Origin of the sequence: Hyalangium minutum, assembly GCF_000737315.1 — a bacterium.
GTDB classification, from domain to species: Bacteria; Myxococcota; Myxococcia; order Myxococcales; family Myxococcaceae; genus Hyalangium; species Hyalangium minutum.
The window spans coordinates 430136-446808 of the sequence record NZ_JMCB01000008.1 but is presented as its reverse complement, the minus strand read 5'-3'; the positions used below and the strand labels follow the sequence as shown (position 1 = coordinate 446808).

The 16673-nt window shown below is 65.4% G+C and carries 16 protein-coding genes and 1 tRNA gene; 8 read left to right on the top strand and 9 right to left on the bottom strand.

Annotated features, from left to right (window positions below; all coding sequences use genetic code 11):
• Positions 1-40: 40 nt before the first annotated feature.
• Positions 41-1012: an AlbA family DNA-binding domain-containing protein gene (locus DB31_RS46800; protein ID WP_075306142.1), complete on the bottom strand. Its 972-nt coding sequence runs from the start codon at positions 1010-1012 to the stop codon at positions 41-43.
• A 226-nt stretch (positions 1013-1238) separates the two neighbouring features.
• On the opposite strand from DB31_RS46800, the gene DB31_RS23175 reads away from it, so the two are divergent.
• Positions 1239-1658 (top strand): hypothetical protein, encoded by a 420-nt coding sequence (locus DB31_RS23175; RefSeq protein ID WP_240486835.1) that lies wholly within the window; start codon positions 1239-1241, stop codon positions 1656-1658.
• 189 nt (positions 1659-1847) lie between these two features.
• On the opposite strand, the gene DB31_RS49010 is transcribed toward DB31_RS23175, so the two are convergent.
• Both DB31_RS49010 and DB31_RS23170 read right to left on the bottom strand, forming a co-directional pair.
• Positions 1848-2327 (bottom strand): hypothetical protein, encoded by a 480-nt coding sequence (locus tag DB31_RS49010; RefSeq protein ID WP_157232111.1) that lies wholly within the window; start codon positions 2325-2327, stop codon positions 1848-1850.
• Between the two features lie 139 nt (positions 2328-2466).
• The gene (locus tag DB31_RS23170) at positions 2467-3129 is read right to left on the bottom strand and encodes a TMEM175 family protein (RefSeq protein WP_044191269.1); all 663 of its coding nucleotides are present in this window, start codon (positions 3127-3129) and stop codon (positions 2467-2469) included.
• Between the two features lie 190 nt (positions 3130-3319).
• On the opposite strand from DB31_RS23170, the gene DB31_RS23165 reads away from it, so the two are divergent.
• On the top strand, positions 3320-4162 hold the full coding sequence (locus tag DB31_RS23165) for an aldo/keto reductase (protein WP_044191268.1): 843 nt from the start codon (positions 3320-3322) through the stop codon (positions 4160-4162).
• Positions 4163-4556: 394 nt separating this feature from the next.
• Here DB31_RS23165 and DB31_RS23160 read toward each other — a convergent pair whose 3' ends face one another.
• Complete coding sequence (locus DB31_RS23160) at positions 4557-5057, bottom strand: hypothetical protein (protein WP_044191389.1); 501 nt, start codon at positions 5055-5057, stop codon at positions 4557-4559.
• Between the two features lie 921 nt (positions 5058-5978).
• Positions 5979-6887, bottom strand: coding sequence for a LysR family transcriptional regulator (locus tag DB31_RS23155; protein ID WP_044191388.1), 909 nt, complete (start codon positions 6885-6887; stop codon positions 5979-5981).
• A gap of 96 nt (positions 6888-6983) precedes the next feature.
• On the opposite strand from DB31_RS23155, the gene DB31_RS23150 reads away from it, so the two are divergent.
• Complete coding sequence (locus DB31_RS23150; protein WP_044191386.1) at positions 6984-7313, top strand: nuclear transport factor 2 family protein; 330 nt, start codon at positions 6984-6986, stop codon at positions 7311-7313.
• The gene (locus DB31_RS23145; protein ID WP_044191385.1) at positions 7310-8092 is read left to right on the top strand and encodes an SDR family oxidoreductase; all 783 of its coding nucleotides are present in this window, start codon (positions 7310-7312) and stop codon (positions 8090-8092) included. Before DB31_RS23150 ends, DB31_RS23145 begins: the two co-directional genes overlap by 4 nt.
• Before the next feature lie 56 nt (positions 8093-8148).
• Here the strand turns inward: DB31_RS23145 and DB31_RS23140 are convergent, their stop codons facing one another.
• Entirely contained in the window at positions 8149-8664 is a 516-nt protein-coding gene (locus DB31_RS23140; protein WP_205628554.1) for a hypothetical protein, read from the bottom strand.
• 561 nt (positions 8665-9225) lie between these two features.
• Here DB31_RS23140 and DB31_RS46795 point away from each other — a divergent pair.
• Together DB31_RS46795 and DB31_RS23135 are read left to right on the top strand one after the other, a co-directional pair.
• On the top strand, positions 9226-9348 hold the full coding sequence (locus DB31_RS46795) for a hypothetical protein (protein ID WP_420806720.1): 123 nt from the start codon (positions 9226-9228) through the stop codon (positions 9346-9348).
• A gap of 167 nt (positions 9349-9515) precedes the next feature.
• Positions 9516-10334 carry a hypothetical protein gene (locus DB31_RS23135; RefSeq protein ID WP_044191383.1) on the top strand — a complete coding sequence of 273 codons (819 nt, stop codon included), beginning with the start codon at positions 9516-9518 and terminating at the stop codon, positions 10332-10334.
• Positions 10335-10751: 417 nt separating this feature from the next.
• On the opposite strand, the gene DB31_RS49005 is transcribed toward DB31_RS23135, so the two are convergent.
• Positions 10752-10904, bottom strand: a complete 153-nt coding sequence (locus tag DB31_RS49005; protein WP_157232121.1) for a hypothetical protein — start codon at positions 10902-10904, stop codon at positions 10752-10754.
• On the opposite strand from DB31_RS49005, the gene DB31_RS49000 reads away from it, so the two are divergent.
• Together DB31_RS49000 and DB31_RS23130 are read left to right on the top strand one after the other, a co-directional pair.
• Positions 10901-10986, top strand: a tRNA-Arg gene (locus DB31_RS49000). The two genes, DB31_RS49005 and DB31_RS49000, sit on opposite strands and share 4 nt — an antisense overlap.
• Before the next feature lie 59 nt (positions 10987-11045).
• Positions 11046-11402 carry a hypothetical protein gene (locus DB31_RS23130; protein WP_044191381.1) on the top strand — a complete coding sequence of 119 codons (357 nt, stop codon included), beginning with the start codon at positions 11046-11048 and terminating at the stop codon, positions 11400-11402.
• A gap of 120 nt (positions 11403-11522) precedes the next feature.
• On the opposite strand, the gene DB31_RS23125 is transcribed toward DB31_RS23130, so the two are convergent.
• Complete coding sequence (locus DB31_RS23125; RefSeq protein WP_044191379.1) at positions 11523-13814, bottom strand: Kelch repeat-containing protein; 2292 nt, start codon at positions 13812-13814, stop codon at positions 11523-11525.
• Positions 13815-13964: 150 nt separating this feature from the next.
• A complete protein-coding gene (locus DB31_RS45065; RefSeq protein ID WP_052420175.1) occupies positions 13965-16622 on the bottom strand; it encodes a thrombospondin type 3 repeat-containing protein in 2658 nt (885 codons plus the stop codon).
• Positions 16623-16673 lie beyond the last annotated feature (51 nt).

Below are 16673 nucleotides of genomic sequence, written 5' to 3'. Positions count from 1 at the left end.
CGCGGGCCGACGATCACTCCAGGTTCAAGTCCATTAAGAATCAAGTCAGTATACTATCAAGGACCACCGATTGGTTGGGCCCGCTAAGAATTTGCTGTATCTGTGCTCTAGAAAGAAACACACGCCAGTTTTTCAACACGGCCCCCTCTGCAACGACACGACCAGCAATTGTAATCTGTGAGTACTCCTCCAACAAAGTGGCCGGGGTATCAACCCTGACGGCACCTCTCATCTTTGTGACAGGCAGGGCAACTCCGGGATGAATAACATGATCAACACCACCTCGATATTCACTTAGCCGGCTCCCGCCAACAAAGGGCGGCAAGCCCCAATGGCCGTTGCCGCTAATGCCGTAATCTGAAAACGAAAATTGTGCACGCTCCTCCACGGACAAATAGACGTATCTAGCGATCGCCACTCCAACGTTCTTGACGCCAACGATCAACTCCATCCCTCCACGGGAGTTGATATCGCGGCTAGCCTCAACATAGGGAACGAGCCGCGGTTGGTGGCGCCGTCCGAACATGTCTGCAATTTGGTAGTGCTCCATCGGCAAGAACGAGTCGCCGATCCGTTGATAGTAACGGCGATCCTTCATGCTACAGTGCGGCGCAAGGTCGCTTTTGGGGACGTACACCAACACCACGCCGCCTGCTTGTCCTTGGAAAGGGACCTTTTTCGTTTCCGCCCCTGCGACAGGAAAGGAAGTGGAGCGAGGAATATACGAGTTAACTTCCTGCTCGAAGTCATTAAGTGGCGCGATCAATTTCAAGGAAGGCGGCTGCCCTTGGGGGGCATTGACACCTAAGACAATCACTCCTCCATCGGCATTGGCGAATCCCGCAATTGCCTTGGAAAGCACTGCTTGGAGATGTTGATCTACGTCCGAAATGGCGTGATCTTGCTTGGTCTTGAAGTCAACATAAAGATCTTCCACCTGCGTCCTGATCAGGCGTCCCACATCCTGATCAGTGTTGATCGAGTTGAATATCGTCCTTGCGGGATTCTCCATTGCGACCTCTCGTTGGCGTTAGTTGCTTTTTGATGCCACATGGTATCCGAAACCAATAGCGGTGAGGTAATCGGCTGAAGGGACACTTCCCTATCTAGGAAGATTCCATCATCTGAGCCACTCGCGGAAGTCTGAGCCACGCGCCGCAAGCGCACCAATTTAGGCGTGTGCCAGCGGTCGCAAGCCCGCGTCGCTGGCACTCACCCAAAGAGAGGAAGCAAGCAACGTGAACAGTGCATTGACGAAGATCGCGACCGCGCCCGCTGCCGCGGGGGGCCGCTATCCCCGCTTCGGTCGTTACCTGCTCGCCGTGGAGGTCATCCGCACGAAGGAGGGCTTCAAGGGCGACAGCGCGATCGGCGAGCTGAAGGTTCGCGAGTCCGAGCCCCTTCCGGGCGGCGAGGCCCCGAGCCGAGTCAGCGAGACCGTCGACTATGTCGAGAACCTGAGCGATCAGAAGAAGGGCGGCGGCGGGCGCTTCAAGTCGTTCCTGATGACCCTCGTCGGCGCTGACGAACTCGAGTTCGCCAACCCGGCCGCGCTGAAGAAGTTCTTCGACGAGCGGCAGGCGGGAACCCACCTGCTGATCCGCTGCGAGGTCTACCCGAAGCAGCTCCCCCGAAGGACGGTCAGTCCGGGAAGGTGATCAGCGGCTAACGCTGGACGCACGTCGAGCTGACCGACAAGCAGCTCGCGGAGGTCGAGCAGGCACGCAAGGCGAGCAAGATCCCGACTCTCGCCGACGCGCTGAAGTAGCCGCGGGGCCGACCGACGGCGTAACCCGTCGGCGAGTGGCTCACGACACGAGCCGTTTCGTAATGAGTGCCCCATCGATTTACACTGTAACTTGTGGCACCAAAACTTCGCTACCCGATTGGCTTACACGGGAGAGGAGTTCCCACAAGTCCGATTGCCGACTATGCGGCAAGATTGGATGCACAATCCAATTATGCCTTAGCCTCAAGGCATCCCATTTTCGACTCACCAGCAGCGCTGCGCCCAAGCCACTGGAGGCGAAAAGCTCATTGTTGAATCGTTCAAGCTGATCACGCCTTATGCGGTCAAACTCGGACGCAATCCATGTTTGCACAAACAGAAGCCTACCCCATTCGGGACCGCGTTTAGTTTGCGCGGTCTTCTTGTTGAGCTTCTTTGCAAGCTGCATCAAAGGCTCTTCAAGATCTTGCTTGATTGACCGCTCGTGGCTCTCCTTGTCGGAAAGCCATATGCCTACATGGCTGTAAGTAGCCAACTGATGTCTTGAAGCCTGAATTGCCGCGATGCTTTTGTGCGCCCACGAAAGCCCCAGAAACATATAGGGACTCTCGTTTGGCTTTGGAAACCGGGATGTAGATTGATGATGGGCTTCTCCCCAGGAGCTGCGGGAACGGTGAGCACAACCGAAATCAGCGCGGCGGATGTCCGCCGCAATAGGGCCTTCGGCAGAGAGAGCGTCAGCGACGCCGACGCAACACGATGCCCAGCTCGTAGAGCCCGTGGCTGGTGATGGCGTAGAAGGTCGGCACCGCGAGGAAGAGCACCAGCGCGATGACCGGGGCGACGAGGTAGCCGAACGCCCCGGCGGCGGCGTAGAGGATGACCCCCAGCCACGCGCGGGTGGTCTCCTGGATGAAGAACTCCGCGGGGACTCCCTCGTCGAGCAGGGTCGGGTGGTGGCCGAGGTAGCGGAAGAACACCACCCAGGTGCCACACAGGAACGCGCCGACCAGCGAGTAGAGCGCCACGGCCGTCCGCTCGTCGGCCGGATCGCCTTCCCGCACCGCTTTCGACAGGACCCCGGTCGCGAACGGCAGCAGCGCGGTCGTGAAGAGGATTCCGAGGTTGGCCCAGTGCAGCCCCCGGTTCATCGAGCGGATGCGCAGGAAGGCGTGCTTGTGGTTGAGCCAGATGACCGCGATGTAGAGGTAGGACGTCACGTAGGCGAGATACGACGGCCACTGATGCAGCAGCCCGGCGAGCAGCTGGCCGGGCGGGACCTCGGGTGGACGCAGCTCGAGCACCAGCAGGGTGATGGTGATGGCGAAGACCGCGTCCGCGAAGCCCTCTGCACGGCGGGTGTCCGTGGTGCTGTACTGCTCGACCCGGGGGTTGCGCATCCTGCCCTCCTCACCGGCGGCCACGCCGGCGCCAGCGTCCGTCCCTTCCGCCTGAAGGTCCGTCCGGCCCGGCCCGGCGGCCAGAGCGGCTCTGCCTCGGGACCGGTGAGCCCTCGCTGGGTCGTGACGGCCTCCGCCTGCACGGAGGGAGCGGCGTGCCCAACCTTTGCGGGCAACGAGGAGGTACCGCATGAGGACGCACGCGTGGGGCCCCACCGGCTGGCAGGTGCCGGTGCTGGGCCAGGGCACCTGGTACCTGGACCAGGCCCACCGGGAGGAGGCCATCCGGGCGCTCCGCCGAGGGCTGGATCTGGGGATGACCCACGTGGACACCGCGGAGATGTACGGCTCCGGCGCGGTGGAGGAGATGGTGGGGGAGGCCATCTCCGGCCGGCGCGACGAGGTCTTCCTCGTCTCCAAGGTGCTGCCCTCCAACGCGAGCTTCCGCGGCACCCTGGGCGCCTGTGAGCGCTCGCTGGAGCGCCTGGGCACGGACTGGCTGGACTGCTACCTGCTGCACTGGCGGGGGAAGTATCCCCTGGAGGAGACGTTCGGCGCCTTCGACCGGCTGGTGGACCAGGGGAAGATTCGCAGCTGGGGCGTGAGCAACTTCGACGTGGACGACCTCGAGGAGGCGCTCGGGTTCACGGGCGAGGGGCGCATCACCTGCAACCAGGTGCTCTACAACCTGGAGGAGCGCACCACCGAGTACCGCGTCCTCCCCTGGTGCGAGGACCACCGGGTGTCGATGGTCGCCTACAGCCCCCTCGGCCACGGCCAGTTCCCGTCTCCCTCGTCACCCAGGGGGCGCGCGCTGGTCCAGGTCGCGCGCAACCACGGGGCCACCCTCCGCCAGGTGGCGCTCGCCTTCGTCACCCGGCGCCCCTCGCTCTTCGCCATCCCCAAAGCCTCGCGCGTGGCGCACGTGGAGGAGAATGCGGGGGCCGCGGACCTGCGACTCACGCGGGAGGAGATTTCGCTCATCGACGAGGCCTTTGCCTCCGAGCCCAGGCCCGAGCTCCCGATGCTCTGACTGCACGTCCGAGGCCGGGGACGTTGCTCCCTCAAGCAGGGGCGGAGCCGGGGCTTACGGAGGAGAGCCCCGCCTTTGCCGCGAGGGTGGAGGAGCCTTTGGAAGGAGCGCACCCCCGGTTTGGACTGGGCCGGGCTGCAGAAAAGGACGTTCGCCCTGGATGTGTTGGCGTGCTTGAGGTGTGGAGGCAGGCTTCAGGGTGTTGGCGTACGAGAAGGGGGCCGGAGATCTGTGCGGGGGGCGGCCCGAGTCGATGAGGCGAAGGGCCGTCCCTCCCGCGACCGGAGCGGCGACGATGGCTGCCGTCCTGGCGAGCGCCACCGGCCCGAGCTGGAGCTGTCCGCCGCGCGCGCCCATGGGGCCGAGCTGGGATTGTGCGGGCGTTTCCCGTGCCCTACCGCTTCGATTTCGCGGGCGGCTGGATGCCGTATTGTGCTGCCTCGCGTCGGGCGTGCTCGATCCCGTCAAGCATCTGTTGGCGCGAAGAACGATCCTTGCGTCGCCTCAAGACCCTGCGCCTTGTGTCCGCCAACATCTCAAAAGCGTCTCGGGTTTGCTCCGGGAAGTTGTGCAAGGACTGCACATAGATCGTCGAGATCTGATAGCGGCTCCAGAGATTCGGGAAGCCCAGCCGTTTGAGCCTGCGCAGCCACGGGCCAAAGTCTTTCCATGGGCGATCCATCCTGAATGCCGCGTTCAATGCGTCCTCTGCCGTCAGGCGCTTGAGGTGCAGGCGTTCGCCAGGAGTTCGCGCCTCTCGTGCAAACTGTCGCTCTAGATCCTTGAGCGCGGCCACGTAGGCGTCAAAAGGCACTTCTGCGAAGCTCATTCCGAGGGTGAGCCACTGGCGTTCCTCGGCAACCTTGTTCCACCATTCCCAACGAAGGAGGGCCACGGCTAGAAGCCTCCGAGACATTCAAAGTCGTTGACCTCTTTGGGCCAGTAGCCCAGCCCCATGCACTGGTCGTAGCAGGACGCGCAGATGGTGCGGCCATGCTGCCCGCGCTTCTCGTACTCGCCTCCGAGCGCGATGCACTGATTCCAATACTCGCGGCATTGCTGATCCCTCTTCCGTCTGTCGGGAGGGGCTGCATCCGTGGGGGGCGGGTACGGATCCGTAGTGGGGGGCGGGTACGGATTCGGATCCGTCCGGGGCGCTTGCTTGGGTGCCCGCGTGGGGGCCTTCCCAGGGTCTATAGCCCCGCAGCGTCCGAACTCGCCCGGGTGCTGCTTAAGGCAGCAGGAAACGGTGCTGTCAAACGGGCCGCATTGGGCGGGGGCAGCCTGCGCGATGGAATCCCCGCGCTGCGCGGTTTCCTGCACGTATGCGGCAGCCCCATCCGCAGAGCCCGATCCGCCGGTGCCCTGATGGGCAGCTTGCGTCGAACTACAGCCCACACCGGCTAACAGGCTGGCGCAGATCAGGAGAGCACACCTAAGGCGCCAAGAGTTGGCGTGATGGGTCATGGGGCCTCCCGGGCACAGCCCGAGTGATCGGAGTTATCGCAAGTTCCCCGGGACAGGTTGCGCACACACCAATACGTCAGACGAGATTTTAGGACCTAACAAGTCCCATGCCATCCCAGCCTATGACCTACGAAGTCTTCTGGCACGCACCGACTTGGAAAGTTCATGCTCGCAGAGGGCGGGTAGTTGAATAGGACTTGGAGAGTCCTACGGTATGTCCCCCGTGCCGAGGTGGACCTGTACGCGGCGCCCGAGCTGGAGCTGTCCGACGCGCGCGCCCTGAGCCGAGCTGGAGCTGTGGGAAGGCGCACAGGACGTGGTGTTCGAGCTGGCGTGAGCGCCATCCGGGTCACGGTGCGGGCATGTCCTTGTCCAGCATGCAGTCGATGAAGGCGCGCAGCGCAGCCGGAAAGTGGCGTCGGCTGGGGTGGTACAGGAACAGCCCTGGTCGTGCGATCGACCAGTCCGCGAGCACCCGGACCAACTCTCCTCGGGCAAGGTACTCGTCCACGCCCTCGTGGCCGAACGCATAGGCAATGCCCAGCCCTTCCAGCGCCGCGGCAACGCCGACATCGGCATTGTTGGTGACCAGCGGGCCATCGACCGCGAGCTCGATCCGCTTTCCCCTCTTCTCGAACTCCCAGCGGTAGGCACGTCCATCGACTTGGAGTCGCCAGTTGATGCACGCGTGGCCATGCAGGTCACCGGGGGTGCGCGGGATGCCGCGATGCGCGAGGTAGTCAGGGGACGCCACGGCGACCATCTTCACGTCCGGCGTCAAGCGCACGGCGACCATGTCCTTCTCCAGACGTACGCCCACGCGAATGCCGGCATCGAAGCGGCCGGCGACGATGTCGCTCAGCGCATCGTCGACCACGATGTCCAGTGCCACCTCCGGGTGCGCGCGGTGAAACCGGCCCAGCCGTGGCGCGATGACCTGGCGGGCGGCCATCCCCAGCGTGTTGATGCGCAGCGTGCCGCGCGTTCGCCCGGCCGCTGCACTGGCTTCGGCCACCGCCTCGGTCATCTCTCGGAGAAGAGGCGCGATGCGCCTGTACAGCTGCTCTCCGGTGACGGTGGGCGCCAGGCTGCGCGTGGTGCGGTTCAGCAGCCGCGCTCCAAGCCGGGCTTCCAGCAGGCGGATGGTCTGGCTGAGCGCTGAAGGCGACACCCCCAGGTGCTCTGCTGCGCGCGCGAAGCTGGCGCGCTCGACCACTGCGGCAAAAGCCTTCAGTTCGGCGAATTCCGATCCACGCATTCTGTAGCCACCTCTACATAACCTGTGAAGAGTCTATATGATTCTCTTATTTCTCCAGGGCGCGCATTCTCCGGTCATCACTACCGAGGAACCACCATGAACGATCTGACCCTTCCGGAGCCGATTGCGGCCTACTTCGCCGCCGACACACAGAACCCCGAGGCCGTGGCCCGCTGCTTTGCCGCTCAGGCCGTGGTCAAAGATGAAGGCCACACACACATCGGCCTCGACGCCATCAAGGCGTGGAAGGCGGCGGCGTCGGCCCAGTACACGTACACGACGCAGCCGTTCACGCTGGAGCGCGAGGCCGGTTCGCAGGTCGTCCAAGCCCACGTCACCGGCAACTTCCCCGGTAGTCCGGTCGATCTGCGGTATCGGTTCCGCCTGGAGCGGGGTCTGATCGCATCGCTGGAGATCACGGCATGAGCTTCGATCTCCAACTGAAAGGCCTGCGGGCGCTGGTCACGGGAGGCACCAAAGGCATTGGCGCCGCTGTCGTTCAAGGTCTGCACGCTGCGGGCGTGCAGGTAATGACCACCGCACGCGCTGTGCCCGCGGAGCCGAACGCCGGCGTGTCGTATGTCGCGGCCGACCTCTCGACGGCCGAAGGTGTCGCCGAGGTGGCGCGGTCGGTGCGAGAGCGTTGGGGCGGCGTCGACATCCTGATCAATGTGCTCGGCGGCTCGAGCGCGCCGGGTGGTGGTTTTGCGGCTTTGGACGATGCGCAGTGGTTCGATGCGTTGAACCGGAACCTCATGCCGGCCGTGCGGCTCGACCGCGCCTTGCTGCCTGCCATGCTGGCGCAAGGCTCGGGTGTCATCGTCCACGTCAGCTCGATCCAGCGTCTGCTGCCGCTGCCGGAATCGACAACGGCCTATGCAGCGGCCAAGGCCGCCCTGTCCACCTACAGCAAGGCCTTGTCGAAGGAGGTGACACCGAAGGGCGTGCGCGTGCTGCGCGTCTCGCCCGGGTGGGTCGAGACCGAAGCCTCCGTTGCGCTGGCCGAGCGCCTGGCCACCCAGGCCGGAACGGACTACGAGGGCGGCAAGCAGATCATCATGCAATCGCTCGGCGGCATCCCGCTCGGGCGGCCGGCCAAGCCGCAGGAAGTCGCCGACCTGATCACCTTTCTGGTGTCACCGCGCGCGGGTTCGATATCGGGCTCGGAGCACTTGATCGACGGGGGGACGGTGCCGACGGTCTAGGGATTCGGGAATTCCTGGAAGCGTTCTCAGTGTGAAGCCGGCCGGAACGAGAGGATTCACAGAGGAGCGAACCGGTCCTTGCTCATCAGTACATCGACCCGATGGACCCGGGCTGCGACATTGAGGATCGTGTTCATCCGCTCGATGTCGCGGAAGATGTCGCCGCCGCCGCCGTCCACATGCGCCTGGCGCCCCGCCAGATCGGGGAAGGCCTCGAAGATGCCGAAGCGCGTCGTCGAGAACCGCACCGCGAACCAGGGGCCGGTGGCGGGCTCGTCTTCGACGCAGGCACGGATGTCGCGCAGCATCTGCACCACCGCGTCCTCCTGCCCGGGTCGCGCCTCGATCTCGATGAAGAAGGCCTTGCGGCCTTCGGCTCCCTGGTCCCCGACCACCTGAAATTTCACCGCCGCCTGGCGCTTCGCATTGCACCCGTGCGCACCTGAAATTTCACGCAGCAGCCAGCGGACAGGAGGCGCCATCATTTCTTCGTGGGCCCCTTTCTCTTCTTCAAGCTGCTTCGTGTGGCTCTTTTCTTCGTCTGCTTGCCTGCGCCCGTTGACGCTCCGCACGTGGGGGATCGCTCACGAGTGCGCCAGAAGCAGACGGCCAGAACGAACAAGCATCCTGGGTCGATGCGGTCGAGCAGATTCCCCAGAAGAGCGACTGCCTCGGGGTTGCCCTTCAGCACAGAAAAGAGTGAGACGACGTCGGTCAGAATGGTCATGAGGTATTCCTCAGCGCTTCTCTCGATGGGTTCTAAAACCAAGAGCACGGCGTTTGCGCAGGGCAGACGATCCCCCTGCACGGAGCCCGAAGGCTCGTGTTGACGACGAGCAGGTGCAGTGTCCAGAATGACCAATCTCGTGCCCACGAGTACGGTCCCTGGGTAACTGGGGGCTCGTCGTTTTGAAAGCCCGGCCCTCGCAGGAGGTAGAGAACCTGTGGGCGCCGGGCTGCTGTTTTCAGGGCCTTGCCCTGAGATCCGAGGTCTTTGCGCTTATCGGCCTCCGCGAACTGCGTCGTTCTGAAACCACACTCCGCCTGATCGTCCAGAGGTCAATGCGGCCCCAGGCGGTTGGCCGTGACAGTGCTCTTCAGCCCAGAACTTCTACACGAAGACAGGCGACGCGGTGGAAACGGAGTTGTTCGGAGGCGGCCGCGTCCCAAAAGACGACGAACGGGTGGACGCGTACGGCCGAGTTGGACGAGCTGAACGCCACCTGAAGGCTCATATGCCTCAACGAGGTTACTAGGCTTCTCCGAGCCGTCTAGTCTGACCCGGGAACCACACACGAGCAGCAACAGCTACACAAACAGCAGCAGACCAAGTCCCAGAGCGCGGAGCGCCTTCGACGGCGCGCAACCTCCCAGCGTGCGCCGTGGTACATGAAAGGCCCTTGATGCGAGGGAGGGCCGGAACATGAGCAGCAACTGGCAGAAGAACCGCGTGGGGCCGTACACGGTACTGCGCAGGCTGCGCAACGCGACCGGCGGCGAGGGTGGCGTGGGCCGCCTGTACACCGCGTGGCAGTCCGCTACTGGCCGCCCCGCGCTGCTTGTGACGGCTGCTGCCCCAGGCCACTACGCCCCCGCCGAGGAGTACCGCCTGCGCGTGCGTGCGGGCACCTCTCCCTCTCCCTACGTGGCGCTGGAGGTGGAGCGCGCGCCCCAGGGCACCAACCCCCTCGGCCAGGTGAACGACGGGCTGGATGCGCTGGCCTGCGTGCTGGAGGGACTGGAGCACCACCCCGAGGCCATGGCCCACCTGTGCGCGCCTGCCGCCCGCCCACGTGCGCGCATGCGCAGCTGGCAGTGGGCGGCTCTGGCCGGACTGCTGGCGTGCTCAGCCTTGGCCCCGCGCGCATGGAAGGCTGCGCAGCCCATTCCCGAGGAGACTGAGCAGCCCGCTCTGGCCTCTGTGGCGGAAGAGGCCCTTGCTGAGCCGGAGGCGTTGCCAGTGGGGGCGGTGGACGCGCAGCGCCCAGCAGTGGGCTTGGATCTGCCGCCGCGCCCATTCAAGGGCCAGCGCAAGGCCCCCTGCGAGGACGGCACGGAGTTTGAGATTGAGCTGAAGGACGGCACCCGCGCGTGCTGGGTGCAGATCGTCTACAGCCGCGCGGCGTGCAAGACGCGCGGGTATGAGTGGCAGGGCCGGTGCTACCTGCCGAGCATCCCCACCCCCAAAGAACCGAGCAGCACTCTCCCCGTGCCTCCGGTGCCTGCGCAGCGCGCTCACTAGGAGGACACGCACGCGGGCCCACGCGCGCGTAGCACCTGCTGTGCCTGCGCAGTAACCCCGCGTGAGGACTGCGCGACAAGGGGTGGCCGCGAGCACCCTCTTGACGCCCGTGCGCGCAGGGGCGCAGTGTTGAGCGCGTGACGGGGGCACGGGTAACGCCGTGCCACGCGCAGGCGGCCAAACCTGTGCAGCCCGTGTGCGAACTGGGTGCCACCCCGCGCAGGGGTGGGTAGAGCACCACGGGGCGCGCTAGGACGGCCGGTCTTGGCCGTGCTAAGGCTGTATGCGCACCCGAGCACCCGATAGGGGTACTCATGCCCGGATGCGAGTCCGGCGTGAGCCTGTTGGGCGGAGGGTGAGGCCAGCGCTGGCGCTTGGCCGCGCCTGCTGTCCTGAGAGGGGCTTGTTGTCGGGACTCTACCCCGGCGACAGGCCCTCTCGCTTTTGGGGGCCCATGGGCGCCGCCAGAGTGAAGAGCAGTACCCGGAAGAAGCGAAGCAGCAGCCGCATCGCCTCCCATCGCACCGTGCGCAGCACCACCGCCGCGAGCAATGCGCCCGAGGTAGGCACGTGCTGGCAGCTGAAGGGCGCTAACCAGCGGCATCGGCCTTCGAAGCCAAGGGTTGGGGGTTCAAGTCCCCCTCGGCGTGCTTCGCAACCCCTCGTAAAAACAATGGAAGCTATTGCCAAGGCCCGGCGGGCGAACGCGGAATGAGCACCCCCAACCTGAACAAGGCCGAGGCGAACTTCCGGAACGCGGCCCAGCAGTTGAAGGAGGCGGCTCGGCACTACCGGGAGGCATGGGAGGCGCAGCGCCGGGCCACCGAGTGTTGGTACCTGGCGGTGGCGGAAATCGCCGCTGAGTACGGAGGGAACACGCCGGCGGCCGTGAAGTTGGCCTTCAACAACTTCAGCATGGCCGTTGCTGCCTGCGAGCTGCTCTCCATCGAAGTGGGCGACGACGAAGCCATGCGCAGCATGTTTGAGGGGACTCGCGCTCTGGAGGCCGTGGGAGACGCTGCCCAGGCCCTGGCTGAGGCCCTCACGCGAGCGGGGGTGCGTCGGTGAGCCCCTATAACCACAAACCGTCCACGGCGGCGGACGGAGAGTCCCCAGCCGTGGACGATCCCGCGCTTCGCCGCAATCCCCGCGATCGAAAACACGCGTTATCAGAGGGCGTTTCCAGGCTCAGGGCCTGTAGAGCTCCGTGGAGGAGGTGACGGCAGAGTGGAGGGCCGTGTAGCCCCCCGTGACGAGAACCTCGCCCGAAGAGAGCGCGGTGGCGGTGTGGTAGTTGCGGAGCGATGTCATGGAATCGGTGGAGGACCAGGAGTTGGTGGCCGGGTCGTACACCTCCGAAGCAGCCATGGGACTGTTGGTGCCCAGGCCTCCCGCGATGAGCACCTTGCCAGAGGGCAGCAGGGCGGCGGCGTGAGCCCGGCGGCCCACGGCCATGGGAGCAGCCGCGGACCAGGAGTTGGTGGCCGGGTCATACACCTCCGCGGAGGCAAGGGGGCCAGGCTGATCACCTCCCGCGACGAGGACCTTGCCGGAGGAGAGCAGGGTGGCGGTGTGAAGCTGGCGGGCCGTGGCCATGGAACCGGCGGAGGCCCAGGTATTGGTGGCCGGGTTGTACACCTCCGCGGCGGCAAGGGGAGAGCCGGGGCCCCCGGTGACGAGCACTTTGCCCGAGGGCAGCAGGGTGGCGATGTGTTGGTAGCGGACCGAAGCCATAGACCCGGCCGCGGACCAGGAGTTGGTGGCCGGATCGTACAGGGCCGCGGTGGCAAGGCCGCCAGCCGAGTTGAGGCCTCCCGCGATAAGCACCTTGCCGGAGGGCAGCAGGGTGGAGGTGTGGTGGAAACGGGCCGTGGTCATGGAGGTGGCCGCGGACCAGGAGTTGGTATCCGGGTCGTACACCGCAGCGGTGGAAAGGGCGCCAGCATTGTTGCCCCCCGTGACGAGGACCTTCCCGGAGGCGAGCAGGGCGGCGGCGTGGGCATTGCGGCCCACGGCCATGGGGGCCGCGGCGGACCAGGAACGGGTGACCGGATCGAACACGTCCGCGGCGGTGTGATAGCCAGACGAATCGTCGCCTCCCGTGACGAAGACCTTGCCGGAGACGAGCCGGGTGGCGGTGTGGAACCGGCGGGCGACGGACATGGAGCCTGAAGCGGTCCAGTCGGCCGCGCACGTCGGCAGGCCAGAAAGGGAGAACGCCTTGGAGGCCGGCAAGCCGTAGGCATTGGTGACGGTAGCGGTGACGGTGGGGGTGACACCTGTTTGCACGCAGGCCGGTGCCGTCCAAACAACATGGCTGGTGTTGGCGGTGTGCTGGGCCGAGGCAAGCGAGCCAGTGTTGGAGGCCCAGGCAAACGTCAGAGTACTGGACTGAGGGTCCAGGGCGGTGACGTCAAAGGTCACGGTCTGGCCCGGGGAGGCGGCCGTAGCGGACTGGTAGTAGTGAGTGAAGGACGGAGCGAAGCGCTGGGTAGAGGAGGAGGCGATGCAGAGGTGGAGCGAGCCGGTGGTCTGCCCGCCGCGACCGTCCTGAACGGTGACGGTGAGCCGGCAGTTGTTGCACACGCCGGCCGGAACCGAGGAAGGCTCGAAGGATGCGGAGCTGGAAGCCGCATTCGTCCAGGTACCAGGGCAGCTCGCAGCCCACTGGTAGGAGAGGGCGTCGCCATCGGCATCCGAGGCATGGGCGGAGACGGTGGTGGACTGACCTGCATCCAGGCGGTGGAGAGAGGCCGAGACGCTGGAGACAGTGGGCCAGAGGTTGAAGGAGATGTTGACGGCGGCGTTACCGGTGGAGGCCCCAGAGAGGACGTTGACGGCGAGAGAGACGGCGACGGCAGCGCCCTGGGAGTCGGTCACCGTGAGGGTGAGCGTCTGCACGCCTGCAGAGGAAGGAGCCGTCCAGGAGGTGCTCGTGGCCGTGGGGGCGGTGAAGGTGCCACCGGAGGCAGTCCACGCGAGGGTGAGGGTGTCTCCGGCGTTGGGATCATGAACCGTGGCTGTCAGCGAGAGCGCGGAACCGGCCTGGACAGAGGTGGAGGAGGCCACCAGGGAGTCAATGACGGGAGCCTCATTGGCATAGGGAAGAGGGGGAGCCAGCTCCTGGAGGGTGATGGCCACGGCGGTGGTCTGGTTGGCGGTGATGGTGACGCCAGAGCTCTGGCCCTGGAAGCGCCTGATACCGGAGGAGTCGAAGGCCTCGGCGAGGAAGGAGCGGTTGGAGCCAGCCGGGATGTTGCCGATGAGTCCGCCCCAGGAGCCATGAGACGGTGCCATCTCGACGACGAGGGAAGACATATCCGCGGCGGAGACGGTCACCTTGACGCGGGTGACATCGTTGGCGGAGAGGGCCTGAGGGACAGAGGCGATGAATTGCACGGAGCCGGTGGGCTCGGAAGTGCAGGCGACGGCAAAGACCAGCACCGCGGTTAGGTAGGCGAGACGCCGGAGGGTAGGCATGGTTTCACTTTCGAGGGGCCGGGATGGCCCCACGGAAGGAATGAGCTGGCGAGCAGGAGAATGATGCACACCCCTGCCCAGGCTGTCCTCGCAGCAGGGGGATGTCAGAGGGCTGGGCTTGTGAGCAAGGCCCCATCCAGGGCTCAGGTCTCAGCGGACGAAGCGCCGACGGGCCATCAGGGCGAGGCTGGCCAGCGCCCACACCATCAGGCTCGAGGCGCCGGTAGGGCCCGCGCCGCAGCCGCAACCTCCGCCCTCGCCGTCGCCCTCGCAGGCGTCGCCCTTGCCGTCCGTGTCGGAGTCCGCCTGGTCAGGGTTGGCCACCTGGGGGCAGTTGTCCACGGCGTTGGCGATGCCGTCCTTGTCGGTGTCGTTGTCCACGTCGCAGGCGTCGCCCTTGCCGTTCCTGTTGCTGTCGGCCTGGTCGGTGTTGGGGGTGAGCGGGCAGTTGTCCGAGCCATCGGCCACGGTGTCATTGTCGTCGTCCGAGTCGCAAGCGTTGCCCTGCGCGTCGTTGTCGGCGTTGGCCTGATCGGCGTTGGAGACGAAGTCGCAGTTATCGGTGGTGTCAGGCACCCCGTCATTGTCACTGTCGCTGTCGCAGGCATCGCCCGTGCTGTCGCCGTCGGTGTTGCGCTGGTCGGTGTTGACCACCAGGGGGCAGTTGTCCCCGTTGTCCGTGATGCTGTCGTTGTCGTCATCCTGGTCGCACACGTCACCGTCAAAATCTCCGTCGGTGTTGCGCTGGTCGGAGTTGGCGATGAGCGAGCAGTTGTCGGTGGCGTCCGCCACTCCGTCGCCATCATCATCCAGGTCGCAAACGTTGCCCTGGTTGTCGCCATCCGAGTCGGTCTGGTCCGCGTTGGGGACGGTGGGGCAGTTGTCCTGCGCATCGGACACGGTGTCGTTGTCGCCGTCGTTGTCGCAGACATCGCCTCGGCCATCGTTGTCCTGATCAGCCTGACCCGGGTTGGAGATCAGGACGCAGTTGTCGGTGGTGTCGGGCACCCCATCGCCGTCGTCGTCGGCGTCGCAGACGTCACCCTGGCTGTCATTGTCCGTGTTGCGCTGATCCGGGTTGGAGAGGAGGGAGCAGTTATCGGTGGCGTCCGCCACGCCGTCGTTGTCGTCGTCCGCGTCGCACGCGTCACCCTGGCTGTCGCTGTCGGTGTTGGTCTGGTTCGAATTGGAGATCAGGGGGCAGTTGTCGACGGTGTCCTGCAGCCCATCGTTGTCGTCGTCGGCGTCGCAGATGTCACCCTGGCTGTCATTGTCCGTGTTGCGCTGGTCCGGATTGGAGAGGAGGGAGCAGTTATCGGTGACGTCCGCCACTCCGTCGTTGTCATCGTCCGCGTCACAGACGTCGCCCTGGCTGTCTCCGTCGGTGTTGGTCTGGTTCGAATTGGAGATCAGGGAGCAGTTGTCGACGGTGTCCTGTACCCCATCGTTGTCGTCGTCGGCGTCGCAGACGTCACCCTGGCTGTCTCCGTCCGTGTTGGTCTGGTTGGCGTTGGCCACCAGCGAGCAGTTGTCGGTGGTATCGGGCACCCCATCGTTGTCGTCGTCGGCGTCGCACGCGTCACCCTGGCTGTCGCCGTCCGCGTTGGCCTGGCTGGCGTTGGCCACCAGCGAGCAGTTGTCGGTGGTGTCGGGCACCCCATCGTTGTCATCGTCGGCGTCGCACGCGTCACCCTGGCTGTCACCGTCGGTGTTGCGCTGATCCGGGTTGGAGAGGGTAGGGCAGTTGTCGTTGGCGTCCGCCACCGAGTCGCCATCCCTGTCCGCCCCATTCTCGCAGTAGTCCGGTAGACCATTGCCATTGTCGTCTGGCGCGCCGGTGAGCTGGAACACCTCATGGGTCGCGAGGCGGGTGCCGTTGGTGCCGCCGAGGGCACGCAGCCGGCAGCCGATCACGCTGGCCGCCAGGTCGCGGCGCCCCGTGGTGAGCGGGGTGAGGCTCGACCAGGTATGGGTCTCCTCGTTGAACATGTAGACATTGTTGAAGTAGGGCGCGCTGTCGTTGCCGTTGCTGCTCGAGCCTCCAAGCACGAAGAACCGGGTGCGGTCTGCCGAGAGGGCCTGGCCGAAGGAGTTCATGGCCACCGGCATGCTCGGGCCGACGTTCCAGGTACCGGTGAAGGGGGTGTAGGAATACACCAAGCTGATCGCCACGCCGTTGGCGTTCTGGCCGCCCACGACGTAGAGGCTCCCACTCGAGCCTCGGAAGACCCCATGCTGTTTGCGCGCCAGGCCCATGCTTGAACCCAGGGTCCAGAGGTTGTTGGAGGGGTTGTAGATCTGGGTCGTGTCGAGAGGGGTGCCCGAGCTGTTCTCTCCACCGAAGACGAAGAGCCTTCCGTCCAAGGCGAAGTCGCCCCGAGGCATCCACACAGGGGTGGGCATGGAGGGCAGGGTGGTCCACGCGTTGGTGCTGGGGTTGTAGGCGTAGAACGCGCCGGTGGCGCCCGTGCCGCTGTAGCCACCATAGACGTAGATGCGTCCGTCGGGTCCCAGGGAGGCCCCCATGCCACGACTGGCGGTGGGCAAGGGGGCGCGGCTGGTCCAGGTGTTGGTGGCGGGGTTGAATTCCTCGTGAAGACTGGTCTCGCTGGCAGTGGTGCTGCTGCCGCCGATCACGTGGATGCGGCCGTTGGTATCGGTGACAGCCACCCCCTGCGAGTGGGCACCCGCCATGGCAGGCCCCGCAGTCCACTGCGCGCTGGCGGGAGCCGCGACGAGCAGGGCCAGGACGGCCAGGAAAGAGGAAGATGCGGGGGAGAGCCGAGGGCTGAGAGAGGAGCGTCGCACGCGTGCGGTCCTTTGGAAGACCAAAGCTCCGACAGTAGTGGGCCTGCTGTC

Bases quoted from the DNA above. Each gene is read 5' to 3' on its own strand.
- DB31_RS23155 (WP_044191388.1), bottom strand. From the start codon at position 6,887: ATGCGTGGATCGGAATTCGCCGAACTGAAGGCTTTTGCCGCAGTGGTC.
- DB31_RS23145 (WP_044191385.1), top strand. From the start codon at position 7,310: ATGAGCTTCGATCTCCAACTGAAAGGCCTGCGGGCGCTGGTCACGGGA.
- DB31_RS49010 (WP_157232111.1), bottom strand. From the start codon at position 2,327: ATGTTTCTGGGGCTTTCGTGGGCGCACAAAAGCATCGCGGCAATTCAG.
- DB31_RS23125 (WP_044191379.1), bottom strand. From the start codon at position 13,814: ATGCCTACCCTCCGGCGTCTCGCCTACCTAACCGCGGTGCTGGTCTTT.
- DB31_RS46800 (WP_075306142.1), bottom strand. From the start codon at position 1,012: ATGGAGAATCCCGCAAGGACGATATTCAACTCGATCAACACTGATCAG.
- DB31_RS23135 (WP_044191383.1), top strand. From the start codon at position 9,516: ATGAGCAGCAACTGGCAGAAGAACCGCGTGGGGCCGTACACGGTACTG.
- DB31_RS23170 (WP_044191269.1), bottom strand. From the start codon at position 3,129: ATGCGCAACCCCCGGGTCGAGCAGTACAGCACCACGGACACCCGCCGT.
- DB31_RS23165 (WP_044191268.1), top strand. From the start codon at position 3,320: ATGAGGACGCACGCGTGGGGCCCCACCGGCTGGCAGGTGCCGGTGCTG.
- DB31_RS23150 (WP_044191386.1), top strand. From the start codon at position 6,984: ATGAACGATCTGACCCTTCCGGAGCCGATTGCGGCCTACTTCGCCGCC.
- DB31_RS23130 (WP_044191381.1), top strand. From the start codon at position 11,046: ATGAGCACCCCCAACCTGAACAAGGCCGAGGCGAACTTCCGGAACGCG.